Origin of the sequence: Neptuniibacter sp. UBA6509 (genome assembly GCA_002435145.1) — a bacterium.
Taxonomy (GTDB): Bacteria; Pseudomonadota; Gammaproteobacteria; order Pseudomonadales; family Balneatricaceae; genus Neptuniibacter.
Map to the genome: position 1 here is coordinate 33802 of DJLT01000005.1, position 20783 is coordinate 54584.

General features: G+C 43.5%; 17 protein-coding genes. 8 read left to right on the forward strand and 9 right to left on the reverse strand.

Annotated elements, in window-relative coordinates; translation table 11 throughout:
• Positions 1-18: 18 nt before the first annotated feature.
• Entirely contained in the window at positions 19-2379 is a 2361-nt protein-coding gene (locus tag B4K11_RS00775) for an efflux RND transporter permease subunit (protein WP_292956529.1), read from the reverse strand.
• Positions 2379-3488 carry a WD40/YVTN/BNR-like repeat-containing protein gene (locus B4K11_RS00780; protein ID WP_292956526.1) on the reverse strand — a complete coding sequence of 370 codons (1110 nt, stop codon included), beginning with the start codon at positions 3486-3488 and terminating at the stop codon, positions 2379-2381. The genes B4K11_RS00775 and B4K11_RS00780 overlap by 1 nt, the downstream gene beginning before the upstream one ends.
• Positions 3489-4239: 751 nt before the next feature.
• On the opposite strand from B4K11_RS00780, the gene B4K11_RS00785 reads away from it, so the two are divergent.
• The 7 genes from B4K11_RS00785 to B4K11_RS00815 all read left to right on the forward strand — a co-directional run bounded on the left by B4K11_RS00785 (position 4240) and on the right by B4K11_RS00815 (position 14245).
• Positions 4240-5352 carry a substrate-binding domain-containing protein gene (locus B4K11_RS00785; protein WP_292956523.1) on the forward strand — a complete coding sequence of 371 codons (1113 nt, stop codon included), beginning with the start codon at positions 4240-4242 and terminating at the stop codon, positions 5350-5352.
• A 5-nt stretch (positions 5353-5357) separates the two neighbouring features.
• The gene (locus B4K11_RS00790; RefSeq protein ID WP_292956520.1) at positions 5358-8405 is read left to right on the forward strand and encodes an EAL domain-containing protein; all 3048 of its coding nucleotides are present in this window, start codon (positions 5358-5360) and stop codon (positions 8403-8405) included.
• Positions 8406-8696: 291 nt separating this feature from the next.
• The gene (ftnA, locus tag B4K11_RS00795) at positions 8697-9233 is read left to right on the forward strand and encodes a non-heme ferritin (RefSeq protein WP_292956517.1); all 537 of its coding nucleotides are present in this window, start codon (positions 8697-8699) and stop codon (positions 9231-9233) included.
• Between the two features lie 157 nt (positions 9234-9390).
• Positions 9391-9600, forward strand: a complete 210-nt coding sequence (locus B4K11_RS00800) for a hypothetical protein (protein WP_292956514.1) — start codon at positions 9391-9393, stop codon at positions 9598-9600.
• 86 nt (positions 9601-9686) lie between these two features.
• Positions 9687-11072: a sigma-54 interaction domain-containing protein gene (locus tag B4K11_RS00805; RefSeq protein WP_292956511.1), complete on the forward strand. Its 1386-nt coding sequence runs from the start codon at positions 9687-9689 to the stop codon at positions 11070-11072.
• A 173-nt stretch (positions 11073-11245) separates the two neighbouring features.
• On the forward strand, positions 11246-12898 hold the full coding sequence (locus B4K11_RS00810) for an acyl CoA:acetate/3-ketoacid CoA transferase (RefSeq protein ID WP_292956508.1): 1653 nt from the start codon (positions 11246-11248) through the stop codon (positions 12896-12898).
• A 390-nt stretch (positions 12899-13288) separates the two neighbouring features.
• Positions 13289-14245 carry an AEC family transporter gene (locus tag B4K11_RS00815; protein WP_292956505.1) on the forward strand — a complete coding sequence of 319 codons (957 nt, stop codon included), beginning with the start codon at positions 13289-13291 and terminating at the stop codon, positions 14243-14245.
• A gap of 24 nt (positions 14246-14269) precedes the next feature.
• Here the strand turns inward: B4K11_RS00815 and B4K11_RS00820 are convergent, their stop codons facing one another.
• Positions 14270-14974, reverse strand: a complete 705-nt coding sequence (locus B4K11_RS00820; protein ID WP_292956502.1) for a helix-turn-helix transcriptional regulator — start codon at positions 14972-14974, stop codon at positions 14270-14272.
• Positions 14974-15300, reverse strand: coding sequence for an antibiotic biosynthesis monooxygenase family protein (locus B4K11_RS00825; protein ID WP_292956499.1), 327 nt, complete (start codon positions 15298-15300; stop codon positions 14974-14976). The genes B4K11_RS00820 and B4K11_RS00825 overlap by 1 nt, the downstream gene beginning before the upstream one ends.
• A gap of 120 nt (positions 15301-15420) precedes the next feature.
• Between B4K11_RS00825 and B4K11_RS00830 the strand changes: the two genes are divergently transcribed.
• Positions 15421-16008: a hypothetical protein gene (locus B4K11_RS00830; protein ID WP_292956496.1), complete on the forward strand. Its 588-nt coding sequence runs from the start codon at positions 15421-15423 to the stop codon at positions 16006-16008.
• A gap of 95 nt (positions 16009-16103) precedes the next feature.
• Here the strand turns inward: B4K11_RS00830 and B4K11_RS00835 are convergent, their stop codons facing one another.
• The 5 genes from B4K11_RS00835 to hemA are packed head-to-tail and all read right to left on the reverse strand — an operon-like array spanning position 16104 to position 20611.
• Positions 16104-16526 carry a CoA-binding protein gene (locus B4K11_RS00835; protein WP_292956691.1) on the reverse strand — a complete coding sequence of 141 codons (423 nt, stop codon included), beginning with the start codon at positions 16524-16526 and terminating at the stop codon, positions 16104-16106.
• Positions 16519-17301, reverse strand: a complete 783-nt coding sequence (locus B4K11_RS00840; RefSeq protein ID WP_292959188.1) for a HesA/MoeB/ThiF family protein — start codon at positions 17299-17301, stop codon at positions 16519-16521. The genes B4K11_RS00835 and B4K11_RS00840 overlap by 8 nt, the downstream gene beginning before the upstream one ends.
• Positions 17302-17359: 58 nt before the next feature.
• Entirely contained in the window at positions 17360-18196 is an 837-nt protein-coding gene (prmC, locus tag B4K11_RS00845) for a peptide chain release factor N(5)-glutamine methyltransferase (RefSeq protein WP_292956490.1), read from the reverse strand.
• A gap of 55 nt (positions 18197-18251) precedes the next feature.
• Complete coding sequence (gene prfA / locus B4K11_RS00850; protein ID WP_292956487.1) at positions 18252-19340, reverse strand: peptide chain release factor 1; 1089 nt, start codon at positions 19338-19340, stop codon at positions 18252-18254.
• Positions 19337-20611 carry a glutamyl-tRNA reductase gene (gene hemA / locus B4K11_RS00855; protein WP_292956484.1) on the reverse strand — a complete coding sequence of 425 codons (1275 nt, stop codon included), beginning with the start codon at positions 20609-20611 and terminating at the stop codon, positions 19337-19339. The genes prfA and hemA overlap by 4 nt, the downstream gene beginning before the upstream one ends.
• Positions 20612-20783 lie beyond the last annotated feature (172 nt).

A 20783-nucleotide genomic window follows, 5' to 3' on the forward strand; every position in this document is an offset into this window, starting at 1 on the left:
TAGGGCAGCTACCCATCTTTATTTTGCTACGTCAGCCGAACCACCTTTACGAAGCAAACAAGCAATCGCTGGAAGCAGCACTAAAGCGCCCAACATATTCCAAATAAACATAAAGGTCAGCAACACCCCCATATCCGCTTGGAACTTAATTGGCGAGAATGTCCACAGAACCACTCCGATTGCTAAAGTAAATCCTGTAAACGCAACAGACTTACCTGTGCTTTGCAGTGTTTCGAGATAGGCCTTCGTTAAGGAATGACCTTGATCTAAATACATCTGTAATTTTGAATAGATATAAATACCGTAATCAACCCCGATCCCCACACCTAAAGCGATAACGGGCAGTGTCGCCACTTTGACGCCTATCCCTAGCTTGGCCATAAGCGCCTGACAGAGCACGGAAGTTAACGCTAACGGTGTGATAATACATATAACAGTACGGATAGAACGAAAAGTCAGTAAACAAAGGAAACTTACTACGGCATAAACCCAAATGAGCATCTCATACTGAGCCTTCTCTATGACCTCATTAGTCGCTGCTTCAAAGCCTGCTTTACCTGCCGCCATATTAAACTTAAGACTTTCAGTCTGATATTCAGCCGCAAAACGCTCGACGGCAGCCGTAACACCCTTAAGTGTCTCGGCTTTGTGATCATCTAAGAAAATAATCACCGGTAACAAAGAGCAATCACTGTTCATTAAACCGGCTGGCACATAAGAGAGAGACGCATTAATAACGTATTGATTACGAATAATAGAACGCCACTTAAGACTCCCTTCATTCAGTCCTGCCGTAACACGTTCAGATACATCCACTAAAGATATGCTCGATTGAACGCCCTTAATGTCACGCATATAGAATTGAAAACGATCTACTGTGGCTAAGGTTTCATACCGGCTACAATATTCAGCAGGCGTGGACACCATTACAACGAACACATCACTCGATGTTGAATAGTTAGAGGTTATAAACTCATTATCCAAGTTATATCGAGAGTTAGGACGTAACTCGGGCGCACCCGCATCCAGATCGCCTATCTGCAACCCTTTACTGGCATAGCCGCCCCATAAGGCCAGCCCTAAAGCAACAACTACAGCAATAGCTGCCCCTTTAGGCTGAGTAAAGACGGTTAACAGATGCCAACGTGAATGCTGTTTTTCTATCCCCCTTTTCGCTTTGGCAATCGCATGACGTCCTACGCCCACATAACTCATTAACAGCGGCAACAGCATAAGATTCGTCAAAATAATAACAGCAACCCCTAAGGAAGCAGCCACAGCCAAGTCCTGTATCACCTCTATCTCAATAACCATCAATGTCATAAAACCGATGCCATCAGAGATTAGGGCCGTTAAACCCGGTATATAGATTGTTTTAAAAGCATGCTTAGCTGCTTGTAATTTACCCGCCCCTGTCGTTGCTGACTCTAAGGTAATCGTATTTACAATCTGCACACCATGACTAACCGCAATTGCAAAAACTAAAAAAGGCACGAGCATCGAGTAGGGGTCAATCCCGTAGCCCAGCAGGTTCAATATTCCCAACTGCCATATCACCGCCACCAGCGAACATAGCAACGGAATAATCGTTCCCATCACACTGCCCGAATAGAGATACAGCAAAACCATGGTGACTATAAAAGCGATAGCAAAGAACAGAGCGACCTGCACCGCCCCGTCTATTAGATCACCTACAACTTTCGCAAAACCAGTGATATGAATGCTGACATTTTCCGAGCTATACTTATCCCGAACTAAACGCTCAATCAACTGAGAGAACTCTTTATAATTCAGCTTCTCTCCAGTTTTAGGGTCTTTATCAAATAAAGGCACCTGTACCATCGCTGATCGGAAATCATTCCCCACTAAAATACCGACCTGACCTGAACGAAGTATATTCTTACGAACCTGCTCTAAGCTCTCATCAGAACCATCATATTTAGGCGGTATAACGGGCCCACCAACAAATCCCTCTTCGGTGACTTCAGTCCAACGAACATTGGGCGTCCATATGGATTTCAACGCTGAGCGATCTACACCGGGAATAAAAAACAGCTCATCGGTTACATCTTTAAGCGTTGACTGAAACTCTCGAGTGAAAACATCTCCTTGCTTAGCCGCCACGACCACCCGAATACTATTGCCTAAACCGGAAAGGTCATCTTGATAACGGATATAGTTTTCAACATAAGGATGCTCAGCCGGTATCATTTTAACGAAACTCGCATCAGGGCGAATTTGTGCGGCCTGCCATGCCAGCCCCAAAGTCATAATAAAGAAAAGCAACAGAAATACTTTTCGATAATTAAACAACAAGCACTCTGCCAATAACTGGCTACTATTAATCGGCCATAAGAGAATAGAGGACAGCTGTTTCATTATTTTCCGCCCTCATTTAATGCAATGCGGCTAACTCCGCCTTCACCCACCAAGACCAAATATGAACCCGAAGAAGTAATAGCGCTATAGCTTCTTAAACCTCGTTTACTAAATGGTTCGAATCTCTTGCCATTTTGTCGTAGTAAAACCCCATCTTGGCCCACTAAATAAAGCTGACCATCAACGAGAGCTGAATCATTAATCGTTGAGGTAATATCTAACTGAATTGTGCGCCACCCAACAGCAGGCGAACCGTCACTGCCCAAAAGATACTCCCCTGAAAGCACCTGTAACAGCGTTCCCCTTAAGCCCATGACATAGAGTTCATCAGCCTCAGCGATCGAGAACAAAGACCCTTCATAAGGCACATTTATGCGACTCCAAGTATTACCAAGGTCAACGCTGCTCAGCATCAAACCCGCCTCCCCGATAATGATAAGAGTTCCTTCTCGCGTTTGAAAAATCTTATTCAGATGAAAACCGTCAGGATTAGGCAGCTTATGCCCTATATAGGCCCAACTATTACCACCATCGCGTGTTTCTAAAAAAAGGCCATACGCTCCCAGCGCATACCCATGTTGGGAATCCAGAAATAATAGGTCCAATAAAGGTGTACTTGGCCCTTCCTCCGAAGCTAACTCAGCGTCATCTAGCAAAAACTCTAACTCTTCTAACGCTAATTCATCCTTAACCGTTAACTCATTAAAACGCGCTATCTCTTCCTTAATCGCTCCAACTCTCAACTGATTGATCACAACCCCATCAAGCTGACGCGTCCAATTGGCACCACCATCGGTAGTCGCCAATACGATCCCATCATGACCTACAGCCCAGCCTTTTTGATTATCAAAGAAGTGCAGTCCAGTAATCAAAACACTCGCTGGCACATTGGCCTGCTGCCAAATAGCACCATCATCATTAGAAAAAATAACAATTCCCTGCTCCCCTGCCGCAACAAGTCGATCACCTGCCTGCTCAATTGTGAGCAACAGGGCGGTACTTGGCGAGGACTGCTGTAACGCTATTTGTTCTAGCCGTTCAGCCTTGGCCCATGGGGTTAACAGTAAGAGAGTGAGTAAAATTAAAAAAGATGACCCTATTCTTTGCATCGTAAGCCCAATTATTATTTTTTTTGGTTTACCAACATCCAAAAATCATGCATTAGCACCACACCTATTCACAATAACATTCCACCCCAGATTCACTAACATTAAGCGTCATGAGTATTCAAATTCCTGCCCATTATCTAATTCGCGAACATTTCACCATACATAAACTATAAACAATTTAATGGAATAATTCGGCAATCGGTATATTCATTTCACATCCCGGAAAAGAAACTAACAGCGGAATTAAACTTACTATGCGCTATAAATAACCTGCATTTTCTTTTCAAGAAACAGAACGTTAACTAGATAGCGCTGAACTTTAATCCAAGTAAAACCAATCAAGCATATTAGAATTTTCATACATAGTTTTCCCAAAGGAAAACAACTACATATCTGCCGGAATACAACACTAATCAGACAATAAAAAGCCAGGTTCACTGTTGGAATAGCCACTAACAGTGAGCATTCACTTTTTAACTAACAGACAGATTTGCAAGAAATTTTTAATAGAAGACAACAAAATAGGTACGACTTTCGTTGCCAATAGATCGGTGATTCCTTAATTTTTGTGCACAAATAAAACATAGCGATGAAAAATAGACTAAAAGCCCCTATTAAACACCTGACAATTCCCCGCTAAAGCGATAGATTAACCTATTACTGTAAGATAACTTCATTTGCTCACTGTAAAGAGTTGTGACTAGTGAAGATAAGCCTTACTTTAATCACAAATTCGCTCGGAGAGTTATTGATGTACCGACGTTTATACGATCCACTAATCTGGCTTCTTTTGGCTATCTCTTGCTCATCACCTGTCCGAGCTGAAGTTAATGCTCAATACATCCGATTAAGCGATTACGTCAACCTGCACCCAGAACAAACCGAGAAAATGAATCGATTTTCGACCTTGGTTCGTGAGCCGGCCTCTCCTCTAAAATCCAATAATACAACACCCATAAAACTGGCCATTATCTATCCTGGAGAGCAGACGTCTGACTATTGGCGCCGCAGTGTTTCCACTATCGAAAAAAGATTAACTGAATCAAGTGTTGATTATGAACTCAAGACGTTTTTCTCTCGACCCGGGATCGACATTGAACTACAGAGCCAGCAGCTCCGCATCGCTATCGACTGGAAACCTGACTATTTGGTATTCACACTGGATGCGTTGAGGCATCAAGCCATGGTGGAGCGCATACTATTACGTGGCACTCCTAAATTAATTTTACAAAACATCACCACACCATTAAGCCACTGGTCCGAAGTTCGCCCTTTCATGTACACAGGATTTGATCATGAATATGGATCGCATTTACTAGCAGAGGAGATGCTGACTCAACAGCCCACAGGCAAATACAGCATGCTATATTTTGCCCCTGGATATGTCAGCCAAATGCGCGGGGATACTTTTGTTAGCCATACAGCCGAACGCCCTGATCTACAAAAAGTAAGTAGTTACTATACAAAAGGAGATAGAGATATTGCCTATCAAGCGACCTTGGCCGCGCTTGAAGCAGACCCGGACCTAAACATGCTTTTTGCTTGTTCTACTGATATTGCTTTAGGTGCCGTTGATGCTTTAAAACAAACAAACAAACTCGAACAAGTACTCATTAATGGCTGGGGCGGCGGTCAGAGCGAAATCACAGCGCTTAAGAATAAAGAGATCGACCTTACTGTCATGCGCATGAATGACGATAGCAGTGTCGCTATAGCCGAAGCAATTAAACTAGACTTAGATAATATGGAAGATCAAGTACCTCATGTTTATTCTGGGGATATAGTTCTACTAAATCATCAAGCTGATGCCTCAAGAATTGAACAACTTGAGCAACGCGCATTTCGATATAGCGGCTTGAAGTGATATCTATGAGAAAATTACGCTTTTCCACAGCCCTGCTATCTATTGCCTTAATAGCATTCTGCACTGTTATTTTGATGCTGCTTGTCCCAGCTTATCAAGGCTCCCAAAGAGCCTTGCTTGAAGAGATCGGTATTACACACAAAAAAAACCAAAAAGTTTTACAGCAGTTCTTTGATAAATATCTTCAGGTCGCTACTCACCATGCAGAAGAAACCAGCCAACGAAAGCTATTGGTTACTGCTCTAAAAAACAACAACCTTTCAGCGGCTAGGAGCTTCCTGAACGCGCAACTTTCAGGACAAGCAGGTGAAAGCATACATGCCTTTTCACTGCATAAAGGCTCAGAAAGCAGTTCCTCACTTCAAGTTTTTAACACTGCACTTCTAGGTATGAGGATTGATCTAACAGAACTGCTTGAATCTGTTGAAACAGACCGCAACTGGAGCATTAAAAGCCTAACAACCAACGAAGGCTCGTCCCATCTACTTCATATCTCCTTTCCCGTTATAAACGACCATCTTGGTGAGGTCATTGGTACGCTTAACGCTTTTATACTATTGAATGACAATTTCCAAATAATAAGTGAAATTCAAAGCTTAACGGGGGCGGATAATGTTGGTTTATTTGCGAAAAACAAACTAATTTCAGGATTGTCTCTCACACCCAAAGCATTACCACTTCTTGAAAATCTAGACCCTAGCCAGCCTTTCAATATAAACGAGAGCGGAAAAACGATACATCAGTACACTCTATCGTTAGGTCAGAACGAACATTTCCACACAAAACTGACCCTACCTAATACATCACTAATTGTATTAGAAGACGCATATACCAAAGACCTTGGCACAGCCTTGCTCGGCATAATATTAATCATTATCATCACCGTATTCCTTATCTCTTACCTAACCAGAAGCTCTTTAACCAAACTTGTTAATTATGCTGATCGTATGGCAACCCGCAAAGAGATAGAGCCCTTTCCTCCAGGCCCTTTTTCTGAATTCAACGGGCTAGGGCACACCATTGAGCATATGGTGCACAAAATAAGTGAGCATGAAAGCCAGTTAAACGGCATCATTGAAAACACACCCAACATCCTATTTATTAAAGGAATCGATCTACGTTACAAAATGGTAAGCGCCAACTACTCAACGCTTGCAAAGATAGATTCAAGTCAAATCATTGGCAAAACTGACGAAGAAATTTTCAGCAAAGAACATGCGAATATTATCCAAACAAGTGATTTATATGTCATTAAGCAACGTACTTCTCAGCAAATAGAATACAGCTTGGGCAAGGATACGGATAAACGACAATACCTGAGCACCAAATTTCCATTAACTGACGACAACGGTTTGATCTATGCTGTTGGCGGTATAATCACCGATATTACAGACCTTAAAAGAGCCCAATCTCACAATCATTTAGCAGAACAAATCTTTGATCAAGCAGGTGAGGCCATACTCGTCGTCAACACTAATTTTGAAGTCGTCTCCAGCAACAGTGCATTCAACGCCCTCAGTGGATTACTCGTCGACGAGATTTCACAGTTTTCCAAAAAACTGTTTATCGACAACCCCATCATTCAGCTTAGACTGCAGCAGCATAAACGCTGGCAAGGCGAAACAGAACTGCGGCATAAAGATGGTCGATCAATTCCAATTTGGTTGTCTGCAAGTAGCATTACAACCGATGATGAACAGACGCAGTTCCTGATTATTTTCTCAGATATTTCAGCCCTTAAAAGTGCCGAAACTCAGTTAGAGCGACTTTCAAATTATGACAATTTAACGAATTTACCTAACCGCAGTTTATTCTTTGACCGCTTAAGCTCTGCGATTGAACGCTCCAGCAGAGCAAACAACAAAACCGCTCTATTTTTTATTAACATCGATCGTTTTAAAAACATCAACGACACATACGGACATGCGGTAGGTGATCAACTATTAATCGAAACGGCTAACCGCATCACACAATGTATTCGACCCGATGACACTGTATCTCGTCTGGGGGGGGATGAATTCGGAGTCATCATCCAAGGAGTCCAAAGTTTAGAAGTTATCAATTACATCTGCCATCAAATTCAGGAAGCTCTTCGCTCACCGTTTCAGCTTGAGAACTTCTCAAGCTCCTCGCCAGCCAGCATTGGTATATCGCTCTACCCAGATGATAGCGCTGATGCAAAAACCCTGCTTACTCATGCAGACACCGCTATGTACCAAGTAAAAAATAAAGGGCGAAACGGTATACAGTTCTATGATCAAGCCCTAAACCAAAAAGCTGAAGAGCAAGTAAAATTAGAAGAGGACCTGAGAAACGCACTCATCCATGATGAGCTATTTTTAGCGTTTCAGCCTCGTTTTAATATTGATGGTACCCACATATTAAGCGCTGAAGCCTTAACGCGCTGGAACCACCCTCAACAAGGGATCATCCCACCCGGTATATTTATAGAACTAGCAGAACAAACAGGCCTCATTGTAGAGCTTGGGCGCTACATTCTTCAGACTGCTTGTGTAGCAGCCAAAGCATGGAACGTTAATCCAGACCACCCTATACCCGTCTCCGTAAATCTTTCAGCCCGACAAATTTATGATCCTGATCTAATCGATGATATTTCTCAGGCATTATCCGTTAGTCAATTGCCACCAGAGCTTTTGGAGTTAGAGATCACCGAAACATTAGCCATTGAAGACCTTGATAAGGTTATCGACAAATTAAACCGAATCAAAGATATGGGAATCCGCATGTCTGTTGATGATTTCGGCACAGGCTACTCATCACTGATTTACCTAAAAAAATTACCTGTGAGCACTGTAAAAATTGATCGCTCTTTTGTCATGGACGTACCGGGCAATCAAGATGATGAGCATATCGTTTCTGCAATCATTTCCATGTCTCACTCTTTACAGCTAACAGTGGTCGCCGAAGGCGTAGAAACGAAAGAACAATTAGAATTTTTAAAGGCACACCAATGCGATGAGATCCAAGGCTTCCTCTTAGGAAAACCTGGTCCATCAAGCGTTTTATTGGAACATGCCCAAAGTCACTTATAGTTTTAAATGGCGACTATACAGACACGGCATATAAAATAAGCAGTTCCCATAAAGCTTGAGATTGATTATCATTAACAAAAATAATCTCTGAGTTTGCAATGACCAAGCAAAAAACCCTCTGCAAATTTAAAAAAAGCGAGATCGATAACCATTTCAAGGAAATTGCAAAGATCACTCGGTCAAGCCGATACCTTTGTAAAAAATGCGCTCGCTCAGCCGATGCAAAAAGCTGGCTGTGTAAACCAGAATTAATTTAACTGAATTTCCAAACCTTATACAAAGGATTCACCCATGCTTAGCCCTGCAATGCTTGAAAAGCTTAACGAACAAATCAATTTAGAGTTCTTTTCTTCAAACCTGTACCTCCAAATGGGCGCGTGGGCAGAATCAAAAGGCTATGAAGGCTGTTCTGAATTTCTCTATCAGCATGCTGATGAAGAGATGTCACACATGAAGCGACTTTTCACATACGTTAACGAAACAGGTGCTGTCGCCCTAATAGGTCAAATAGAAGCACCAGAAGCCACCTATGAGTCAATCAGTGACCTATTTGAAAAAGTGTACGAGCATGAGTGCTTTATCACTGGTAAGATAAACGAACTAGCCCACACAGCCTTCACAAATCAAGACTACTCTACGTTTAGTTTCCTTCAGTGGTATGTTGCTGAACAGCACGAAGAAGAAAAACTATTCAATGGTATTCTTGATAAGATCAAAATTATCGGTGAAGATGGCAAGGGCCTATTCTTTATTGACAAAGAGATTGGCGAATTAGCCAAGAACGGCTCAGGCGGCAGCATCATGGAAGGCTCCACCGTCGAAATGTAACACAAGCAATTTCAATAAGTTACATAAAACTCTTACATAGAAAGATAAGTATCAGTAAAAAACTTATGTTTTTATTAAGTTTTATCTAAAGATTTTTTGAACTTGCCCGATATTTATATAGCATCACCTCATGCCTCATATAGGGAAGGATAAAAGCGTGAATACTGACTGCGTACATTGTTTTGAACTGATTAAAACGGGCAAGGATCATCCGTTGTTAAAAACGGTTAGCGATCTAGGTCACTCTCAAATATGTAAATGCGGGCAATGCGGCTCTCTTCTGATGAGCACTGCAGGGCAATGGGAAATGGTGCTTAAAGGCTCTATCTCTCGCCGACAAAAACGTAACAAAAGAAATGCTGCATAAGCTATTTTTATTATTAAAAAGCTTGGCAGCATCGATCTCTACGCGTAGTTTTATCTAGACAGGAATCAGATAAAACTACGGTAATCATGAACTCTCTACGTGAACTGATCGAACAGGATAATAATCACAGTCTACTGGATCTATTATCAAGCCTATGCCAAGGCTCAATTGCGGTAGATGAGCACTGCAACATCCTTTGGATGAGTGATGCTTATCGCAACTTGATCGATATTCCTGAGGGCACCAACCCAGTCGGCTCTCCGGTAGAAACCTTTCTGCCCACCACCCAACTTCCTCGCGTTATTAAGAGCGGCAAACCTAGCTTTGTTGACTTGATGCAAATCAAACAGCAATGGTGTGTTGTTACTCGACTCCCTATTAAAAATGCTGACCAACAAACGATTGGTGCGATTGGCTTCGTCTTCTACGATGACCTAGATAGCTTACAGCCTTTATTCGATAAATTTGCGAGGCTTAGGCGGAAATTTGAAGATGAGAAAATACTTAGACCGAGCCGCTATGCTTTGGAAGATATGCTGGGCAACTCCCTTCCTACGCAACAATTGCGCAGACAAGCGCTACGTGCAGCCCAACTAGATACCACTTTACTTCTTCTAGGCGAGACCGGTACAGGCAAAGAACTACTGGCCCAAGGCATTCATCACGCCTCTACACGTAGAAGCGGGCCTTTTGTCGGAATCAATATGGCCGCATTACCTGAATCACTGGCGGAGGCTGAACTCTTTGGCAGCGCACCTGGCGCATACACTGGCGCGCACAGCAAAGGTCGTATCGGAAAAGTACAACTTGCAGATGGTGGCACTTTATTTCTCGATGAAATAGCAGAAATGCCACTCGAAATGCAAGCAAAGCTTCTACGTGTACTTCAAGAACGTGAGATAGAAGCCCTAGGTTCCAACAGACTCGAAAAAGTCGATGTTCGCATCATTGCTGCCACCGCGAAAGATCTGCGTCAAGCAGTTGAAAAGGGCACTTTTAGAGAAGACCTCTATTACCGTCTTAACGTTCTACCTATTCAATTACCACCGTTAAGGGAAAGACAAAACGATATACAAACCCTATCTTTTCATATGCTAAAACAAATTCAGCACCAATCCCAACTACCGGAATTAGCGCTATCAGCATCTGCTTTACAGTGGCTAGAAACCTACCATTGGCCTGGCAATATTCGTGAATTACGTAATCGCATTGAACGCGGCTGCGTTATGGCTGAAGGCGAGTTTATCGAAGCCGATGACTTAGGCGCACTGGATGACCTACCTAAGCAGCGAGATGAACAGCCAGAACACACACACCCTTTCGAAAACACTCTTAGAGAGAGCCGTTCACAAGCTGAATTAAAAGCGATTAATCAAGCCATAAAGCTCTGCAACGGCAACAAAACAGCAGCAGCAAAGCACTTAGGCATCTCACGCGCCAGCTTATATCTTCGACTAAAACAAGCACCTTAATGTCTATTTTATTAGACAGCAAAAAAGACAGCGTCTAAAAAAACAAACAAAAAACACAAGGCACGGCCTACCATAAAAAGGTAACGCCTTGTTTTATATAAACAAACATTAAATGGCTCTGATTTTGCTATACCTAACTAATACTAAAAATAATTAATCGTCAGGTAGATCCTATGAGTCAATGCAAAATCATCACGGCAGAGCAAGCCGCCGACCAGATCCAATCAAATGATATGATCGTTACAGGCGGCTTCATTGGTATTGGATTCGCAGAGACTCTCGCCAAAGCGATAGAGAAACGCTTCTTGGAGCAAGGCCAACCCAATAATTTAAGTCTTCTTTACGCTGCCGGCCAAGGAGATGCTCAAACCCGTGGACTTAATCACTTTGGTCACGAAGGGATGATAAGACGCGTTATTGGCGGACACTGGGGGCTTGCACCCTCCTTAGGCAAACTTGCCATCGACAATAAGATCGAAGCCTATAATTTACCTCAAGGCGTTATCTGCCATATGTTTCGTGATATTGCTGCAGGTAAGCCAGGCACACTCACCTGCGTGGGGCTTAACACGTTTGTCGATCCTAGATTTGAAGGCGGTAAAATAAATGTCCGCTCGGAGGAGGAGCTAGTTCAACTGCTCGACATAAACGGTCAAGAATGCTTGCTGTATAAGCACTTCCCTCTCAATATAGCCCTTCTGCGAGGTACTACTGCGGATAAGAGCGGCAATATATCAATGGAACGAGAAGCCCTACCTCTCGATTCATTAGCCATTGCTCAAGCAGTAAAGAACAGCGGAGGAAAAGTATTTGTACAAGTTGAACAGGTCACAGACCAACACCTTCTAACCCCAGATCGAATCCGCATTCCAGGCATTCTGGTTGATCATGTCATCATTTCTGAACCTGAAGATCACCCGCAGACATTTGCAGAAAGCTTTAACCCCGCTTATACCGGCCAAATAAGAGCAACACCTGAACAAGAGAGTATCACTGAGCTGGACGCACGAAAAATCATCGCGCGTCGAGCGCTTATGGACCTGCAAAAGAATTCCGTCGTAAATTTAGGCATTGGCATGCCAGAAATGATCGCAGCCGTTGCTGCTGAAGAGGGTAAAATCAACGATTTTACTCTCACCGTAGAGCCAGGTGGAATCGGCGGACAGCCGGCCAGCGGTCTTAGCTTTGGAGCGGTAAGCAATGCTGAAGCAGTAGTCGATCAACCTGCCCAGTTTGATTTTTATGATGGTGGAGGCCTAGACCAAGCCTTTTTAGGCCTTGCTGAAACCTGCCCCGAGGGGCATGTCAACGTGAGCAAATTTGGTTCTAAGCTCGCTGGGGCTGGCGGTTTTATTAACATCACACAGAACACTCAGGATATATATTTTCTCGGGACATTTACCTCAGGAAAACAAGAGATTCAAATTAGTGATGGTAAGCTAACAATTATCAGCAACGGCAAACTTAAGAAATTCAAAAAACAAGTTCAACAGATCACGTTCAACGGCGAATATGCGACACAATGCCGCCAGAAAGTCACCTTCATCACAGAACGCGCAGTATTCAAGCTAACAGCAAAAGGGTTGCTATTAACTGAAATAGCACCCGGCTTAGATCTTCAAAAAGATATTTTAGACCAGATGGATTTCGTGCCATTAATTGATGATGATTTAACGCCGATGGACTCCCGACTTTTTCACAACAAACCGATGCGTCTAGAACACCCTGGCAGCCGTTCCATGCAGCATATGCGAGCACTCATGAAAAAAGTCCTAGAAAAATCAGCACCCAATAACCCTATATTGGAAACAAAAGCGATCAGTTAACGCAAAATGTAAGCTCATACATAGAGCCTAAACGACTACAGCAAATCCTTTAGGCTTTATCGCCCCTCCATCCGAGAAGGTGCATCAACACTTATCTATCTAACGCAGTGCGGCGTTATTGTGCACAAGATAAGAGGCACCTGATTAAAAAAGTAGCGTAGAAAATTCAAACACTTTTTGCTTTGCTGGCTTTGATTGCAGAGTATTCAAAAAACATTTGGATTGATACTTAGCTCGAACGCGGAGCATATCCCTACGCTACTTTCTCGGGTGGTTTAAGAGAATCATAGGCCCGATTCTTTAAATAAAACTTTGTGTAACCCCATCTCCACTAAGGCACAGTTGAGCCCTTATGCTAAAATAGCATCTCATCAAGACGAGATACCTTCTGTGGAACTCTACTTAAACTCCCTTAGCTTTACCGCCAATATTGTAGCCCCAATCTTTTTTATCGTTTTTTTAGGCTACTTGTTAAAACGTATGCATATTATTGATGATAATTTTATTAATACCGCATCAAAGTTGGTATTTGTCATCACCCTACCCGCATTGGTTTTCATGTCGATCTCAAGGACTGATTTTCATGCGGTATTTAACCCTGAACAGCTCGGGTTTGTTTTTATCAGCATCCTGATATTTTTTATTGGGTTATGGGTCATCGGCAAATACTGGATCAAGCAACCCCAAGACTTAGGCGTGTTTATCCAAGGGGGGTTCCGGAGTAATTATGGAATTATTGGGCTAGCTGTCAGCTATAATCTCTTTTCTGATTCAGGTTTAGCACAAGCATCTTTACTACTCGCACTTGTCATCCCCCTATTTAACGTTCTATCCATTATAGCGCTCGCCTTGCCGGCCAAAAAAACCGGCGTCTCAAGCTTTAGCAGCACTGTATTTGAGATTGTAAAAAACCCTCTCATTATCGCAGTATTACTCGCATTACCTTTCTCCTATTTTGACTTTCAATTACCTGAAGTCGCCGAGAAAACCGGTCGTTACTTTGCCAATCTAACCCTACCACTTGCCCTATTAGCGATAGGTGGATCACTCAACCTCGCAAGCTTAAGAAGCACTTCCGCACACGCAACCTGGGCCACGATCAGCAAACTGATATTAATGCCACTGATCCTAACGTTCGCTGCATGGAGCTATGGATTCAAAGGCCAAGACTTGGCAATGCTTATGATACTGTTTGGCTGCCCAACCGCAGCCGCGAGCTTTGTGATGGCCAAAGGAATGGGAGGTAACGCTGAATTAGCCGCAAACATTATTTTAATGACGACTCTAGGCTCAGTACTCACTCTCAGCGCAGGAATCTATTTGTTGCGTGTTACGGCCGTGATTTAATCGGCCTTAGCACTAAGAGCAAAATCAATTCGAAGTAGTACAAGAGCTCTCTTCCACTGAGGATAAATAGTGCTGCAGATTAGTATGCTCTGTCGTTTCAAAAAAACGAGAGAGTGGGGATAACTTTTGTATTCTATCCAATCTAAACATTCGATAGTCGTTGCGCAATTCACACCATGCAACAAGCGTCCAAACCGCACCCCAGTAGAACAAACCTAAGGGCCACAATGCTCGTGTTGAAGCTTGCCCATCTTCACGGCGATATTCAATTTCAATGACCGTCTGATTTTTAATTGTATCCCTAAGCTCATCGCTGTACTTAGCACTCCAGCTGCGATTAAATCCAGGCACTAGTATCCACTCTGGAGCTAAAGTGTACTGCTGATTTAACGACTCGGGGAGAGCTGCACGCACTTTATCTAATACCCTTCCCGCAGCATGACCTATCCGTGTATCACTGCACCCTTGAACCATTCTTACGCCCAAAAGCAACGCCTCAAGCTCCTCCTCATCGAACATCAAAGGCGGAAGATGGAATTCCGGGCGTAAGCGATAACCCACACCCGCTTCCCCTTCGACCGGAACACCAGAAAGCGAAAGCGCTTGAATATCCCGATAAATAGTCCGCTCCGAGACCTCTAATGCATCAGCTAAGCTTTTAGCTGTCAGCACCGAGCGCCGCCCTCGAAGCAGGGTTAATATCTGAAACAAACGCTCCGCTTTTCTCATTAGACGCCTTCTGCTATTTCACAACTCATCATCTCTGTATTAACGGGCATATGCCGCATAAAACAGCTATCCATATCAATTAACTGACAAAGCTCTTTACCTATGTCTGCAGTCAAAAACTCTTCCCCTGCTTTTTTAGCCGCGTCCATGTTTTCCCAGTAGACAATATCAAACCACTGATCCGCATCATCCTGACTCAGGGAACGGTATAAAAAACCAGGCTGGGCTTTAACAAAAGCGTTCACACCCTCATTGGTCGCTTCTAACTCTTTTGGCGCCACTCCCTGCTTCAAACGATACGTTACCATCTCTACTACTGTCGTCATGTTATTTCTCCTTGGCTAATTAAATAAGACAGCAGCAATGCTAAACTAGCCCTACTGACAGCATCATGTCAGTAGTGTTTGACTTAACCCTTTCATCTGACGAAAAAGGCCCTATCCAATATGTTAACGCTATTCAAAAATGACAGACTGGCCAAAGCATACCAAGCCATATTGACAGATGATCAGGACAAGTTACTTAAACAGCTTAAGAAGATCAAAAAAGAAGATATAGACAAACCAACCTCAGAAGAAACACCCGGACTGATTGAAGCCTGTATCCAGCAGCAAAAACCTAAGCTTCTAAACTTAGTTTTAAAGCATGGCGCAGCGCCATCAGGCATTGGACTAGATAACACACCTTACGCAATAATCGCCATCCAGAAAGATGAGAGCTTGGCACTGCTTGGCGAACTTCTAAAAGCGGGTAACGAAGAAGACAAGAACCATCTATTAGATCAATGTTTTGAGCACTGCCCTGCTACACAACGGATGCTACATATAGCCTTACTACTTCAATACGGGGCTGAAATAGATCAACAAATATTAATCAAAGCGCTTGAATTGGGGGAGCTACCTCTTATTCACTTCCTGATAAATTCCGGGGCAGAGCTTCCAGAAAACCAGTCAAACGATAACATCAGTAAAGCAGCGTTTGAGTATGCAAAAAAGTGTGCGGCAGATCTTGAGATAAGAAAAATGTTTCTCTAGAAATAAACCGAAAGCCCATAGCCACTCAAAAAAATCACTAAAAAGAAGCACTGAAAAAAAGGAGTCACTGAAATAAAGGAGCCACTGAGAAAAGATTAAGCGGGCGTTTTTATCGCAAGCGCAGGAATATCTATCTTTGGGCACCGATCCATAACCACAGTTAAACCGTCTTTCATTGCCCGCTCTTCAGCTTGATGATCAATCACACCCAATTGCAACCATACAGCCTTAGCCCCTATAGCAATTGCCTCATCCACAGACTCACCTGCTACATCACTATTTCGAAAGATATCCACCATATCAATAGGCGTCTCCACTTCAGCTAACGTTGCCTTTACCACTTCCCCATGCAAACGTTCACCAGCCAGCATCGGATTTACAGGAATCACTTTATAGCCACACTGCTGCAAATACGCCATCACTCGATAGCTTGCTCGCTGAGGCTTTTTGCTTGCACCAACCAAAGCGATCGTTGCTACATTTTCTAAAAGCTCACGTACAATTTGATCGCTACTCATCATTCGATACCTGATGAGCAGCCATTGCGTCCGGAGAACAAACTGAGCAGTGAGGATCTTTTCTCAATTTTAACGTACGCCAATCCATTGTCTTTGCATCCAGCAACATTAGCCTCCCCACTAAACTGTCACCCACTGAAGCTAAAACTTTAAGCGCCTCCATTGCCTGTATAGATCCAATAATGCCCACCAGCGGAGATAAGACACCGGATTCAGAGCAGGTCAACGCTTCATCACTGCCCTCTTTATAAAGACACTGGTAACAAGGGGATTCTTGCTTCAATGGATCATATACAGCCACCTGCCCCTCCATCCGAATAGCCGCGCCTGAGACTAAGGGTTTTTTATGCCTAAAACAGGCACGATTGATAGCAAATCTTGTGGTGAAGTTATCGGTACAATCAACAACTAAATCAACCGTAGCGATCAAACGCTGCAAAGCATCCTCATCTAGACGATCGTAGATAGATCGCACACGGATATCAGGATTTAATGAAGCAATCGTATTTCGTGCAGAGTCAACTTTAGCCTGACCTATGCGTTTATGGTTGTGGGCGATTTGACGCTGTAAGTTAGACAGTTCAACTTCATCATCATCCAATAAGACAAGCTCACCTACACCCGCTGCGGCCAAATACATTGCCACAGGGCTGCCTAATCCACCTAATCCAATAATTAGAACCGTAGAGTTCAACCACGTCTCTTGCCCATTGATATCCACATCCGGCAACATAATTTGACGACTGTAACGTAATAACTGCTCATCATTCAGCATCAAACTCTCCACAACTTTATCAATTCAAAAATTAAACATTGCTCTTTCAAGCGTGTACTTACTTACCTGCCAACCAGCGTCCAAAGGTAACGCGATCATTACCGCCATAATCTTTAACGGTCTCGACATTGCTAAAACCTAAATAAGCCAACAGCTCACGACAGCGTTCGCCTTGATCAAATCCATGCTCAAACAGCAAAACACCATTAGGAAGCAAATAATCCCGCGCTTGCTGACTAATCAACTCAATATCCGCCATACCTGAATTTTCAGCAGTTAATGCCGATAAGGGCTCAAACCGCACATCCCCAGACTGAAGGTGAGGATCAGCTGGATCAATATAAGGGGGATTACTAACAATTAGATCGTATTTACCTGAGTGGGGTTCAAACCAGCTACCTGCCACTACCTGAACATTATCCAGTTTTAACTTCTGCCGATTCCTTTCAGCCAACGCCGCCGCATCGGGAATAAAATCCGAAGCAATAATCTGCCACTTAGGGCGTTCCCACGCAAGCGCCAGCGCTATTGCACCCGTTCCTGTACCAAGATCAGCAACCCGAGCCTCATTTTGCACACAAAGCGCTAACGCCTGCTCAACAAGCGCCTCAGTATCAGGCCTAGGGATCAGTGTCTGAGGTGAAACCTCTAAGTCAAAATCCCAAAAACCACGACTACCTAAAATATGAGCAACCGGTTCGCCATTAGACCTACGAGAAATTAATTGCTTAAGCGCTGTTTCTACGTCTTTATCTAACTCTTTATCTGGCCAGGTAAAAAGATAGCTACTTGGTTTTTTTAATAGATGACACAACATCATCTCTACATCTAATGCAGCGCTTTCAGATTTTGATTCTAACTGCTTATACAGCGCAAGAGCCTGCTGAATCTGCATTGCTATAATCCTTAATCACCCAGATAAAGAAAAGGACCTTACGGCCCTTTAATTTTTAACTCTCTTCAGAAAGTGCGCCTAGCTGCTCTGCCTGATACTCCTGCAGCATTGGCTCAACCACATGCTGCAACTCACCACTGATAATCTCTTGCAGTTTATACAGAGTTAAATTAATTCGATGATCCGTTACTCGGCCCTGTGGATAATTATAGGTTCTGATTCGTTCAGAACGGTCACCACTACCAACCAAACTCTTACGAGTACTCGCCATCTCTGCTGCATTGCGCTCATCTTCAGCCGCTTGTAAACGCGATGCTAGTAATGACATCGCTTTAGCGCGGTTCTTATGCTGCGAACGCTCTTCCTGACACTCAACCACTACGCCGGTTGGAATATGCGTAAGACGGATCGCCGAGTCGGTTTTGTTGACGTGCTGACCACCCGCTCCGGATGCTCGGAACGTATCAACACGCAGATCGCCTTTATTAATTTCAATATCAGCAGACTCATCCATCTCCGGCATGATCGCCACCGTACAAGCAGACGTATGCACTCGACCTTGAGATTCCGTTTCAGGAACACGCTGAACACGATGCGCGCCTGACTCAAATTTGAGTTTTGAATATACATCAGTACCGACAATACGGGAGATAACTTCTTTATATCCGCCATGATCACCGTCGTTGACACTAACGACTTCAACACGCCAGCCTTGTACTTCCGCATAACGGGAATACATACGGAACAGATCACCAGCAAAGATAGCCGCTTCATCACCACCAGTACCCGCGCGCACTTCCAAGAACACATTGCGCGAATCATTAGGGTCTTTAGGCAACAATAGGATTTCTAAATCCGCTTCCAAGCCTTCGATACGCGCTTTAATACCAGGATACTCTTCCTTCGCCATCTCACGCATATCCGGATCAGAATCCGTCATCATCTCTTCTGCTTCTGTTAGATCAGAAGAAGCTTCATTGAATGCAGCAAAAGCTTGAACCACTGGCTCTAGTTCTGAATACTCTTTAGAGTAATCACGAAATTTATTCTGATCCGAGATCACATCCGGATCAGACAATAAAGCGGCAAGCTCTTCGTAACGATCACTGAGCTTTTCAAGCTTAAAAACTATTGATTCTTTCATCGTTTCTCATTTTTCTGATGATCTCCAAGCTGATGCAGCTCTTGCACCAACTCCAATAGATCAGTACGACCTTCAGCACTTGCTTTACGCATTTGAATAGTCGGATGATGGAGCAACTTATTTGTCAGCCCACGCGCTAACATGGTTATAACTTCATCTGCGGGCTTGCCATTCGCGAGTTGCTTAAGCGCTTTTTCTAATTCTTGATCACGGGTCGATTCCGCCTGACTACGAAATGTTGTCAGTAGATCAACCGCATCAAGTGAGCGAAGCTGCCGCATGAAATCATGAGCACCAACTTCAACAATTTCTTCCGCTTGCCGAGCAGCATTCTCTCGACTTCGCTGATTTTCCTCAATAACTTCCTTTAAGTCATCAACGGTATATAGATAAACATCGTCAAGTTCAGCAACCTGCGCTTCAATATCGCGCGGCACAGCAATATCTACCATAAAGATAGGACGATGCTTACGTTTCTTTAAAGCTGTTTCGACAGCCCCTTTTCCTAGAATAGGTAGCTGGCTTGCGGTTGAGGCGATCACAATATCGGCATCCCCTAACGCTTCAGGAATATCGCCTAATAAAATAGCCTTACCGTTAAACTCTTCTGCTAATGTCAAAGCACGGCTTAACGTTCTATTTGCTACGGTCATATCTTGCACGCCCGCCTGAGACAAGTGGCGCGCTACTAACTCTATCGTTTCACCTGCGCCTATAAGCAGCGCTTTACTTCGTTTTAAATCCGAGAAAATATGCTGTGCTAAACTTACTGCGGCATAAGCAACAGAAACTGGATTTTCACCGATCGCTGTATCAGTACGAACCTGTTTTGCTACCGAGAAGGTCTGCTGAAACAATCGACCTAACCCTGCATTCACATGCCCATTTTCTTGCGACAAGCTATAAGCGGACTTTAACTGCCCCAAAATTTGAGGTTCGCCCAACACTAAAGAATCTAAACCACTTGCGACCCTCATCATATGCCGAGCGGCTTCCTCATCCCAAAAAGCATATGAACACTTTTGTAACTCATCGGGATCCAATTGGTGATATTCGCCTAACCACTCTAATAAAGCGCGCGTACCTTCCAAACCCGCCGAACAATACAACTCGGTTCTGTTGCATGTTGACAGTATGGCGATCTCTTCTAAATTCGCAAAATCACGGGCAGCCAGCATCGCTTCCGTCAGTAATTCAGGGGCGAACGCAACGCGTTCACGCACCTCTACCGGAGCTGTTTTATGATTGATGCCTAATGCTAATAAAGCCATTCTTTCCGCCACTACGACTTACAGCCATCGCTGTACAGTTGAACAAGTCAGCCTAAACTGACCCAAATAAGCGCGCTATGATACAACGCTTTGCCTCAAAGGTTAAAACACCGGGCCATAAATATGGGAACTTATCGCAATAAACAGCCCCTTATTACTATGTAAAACCTAC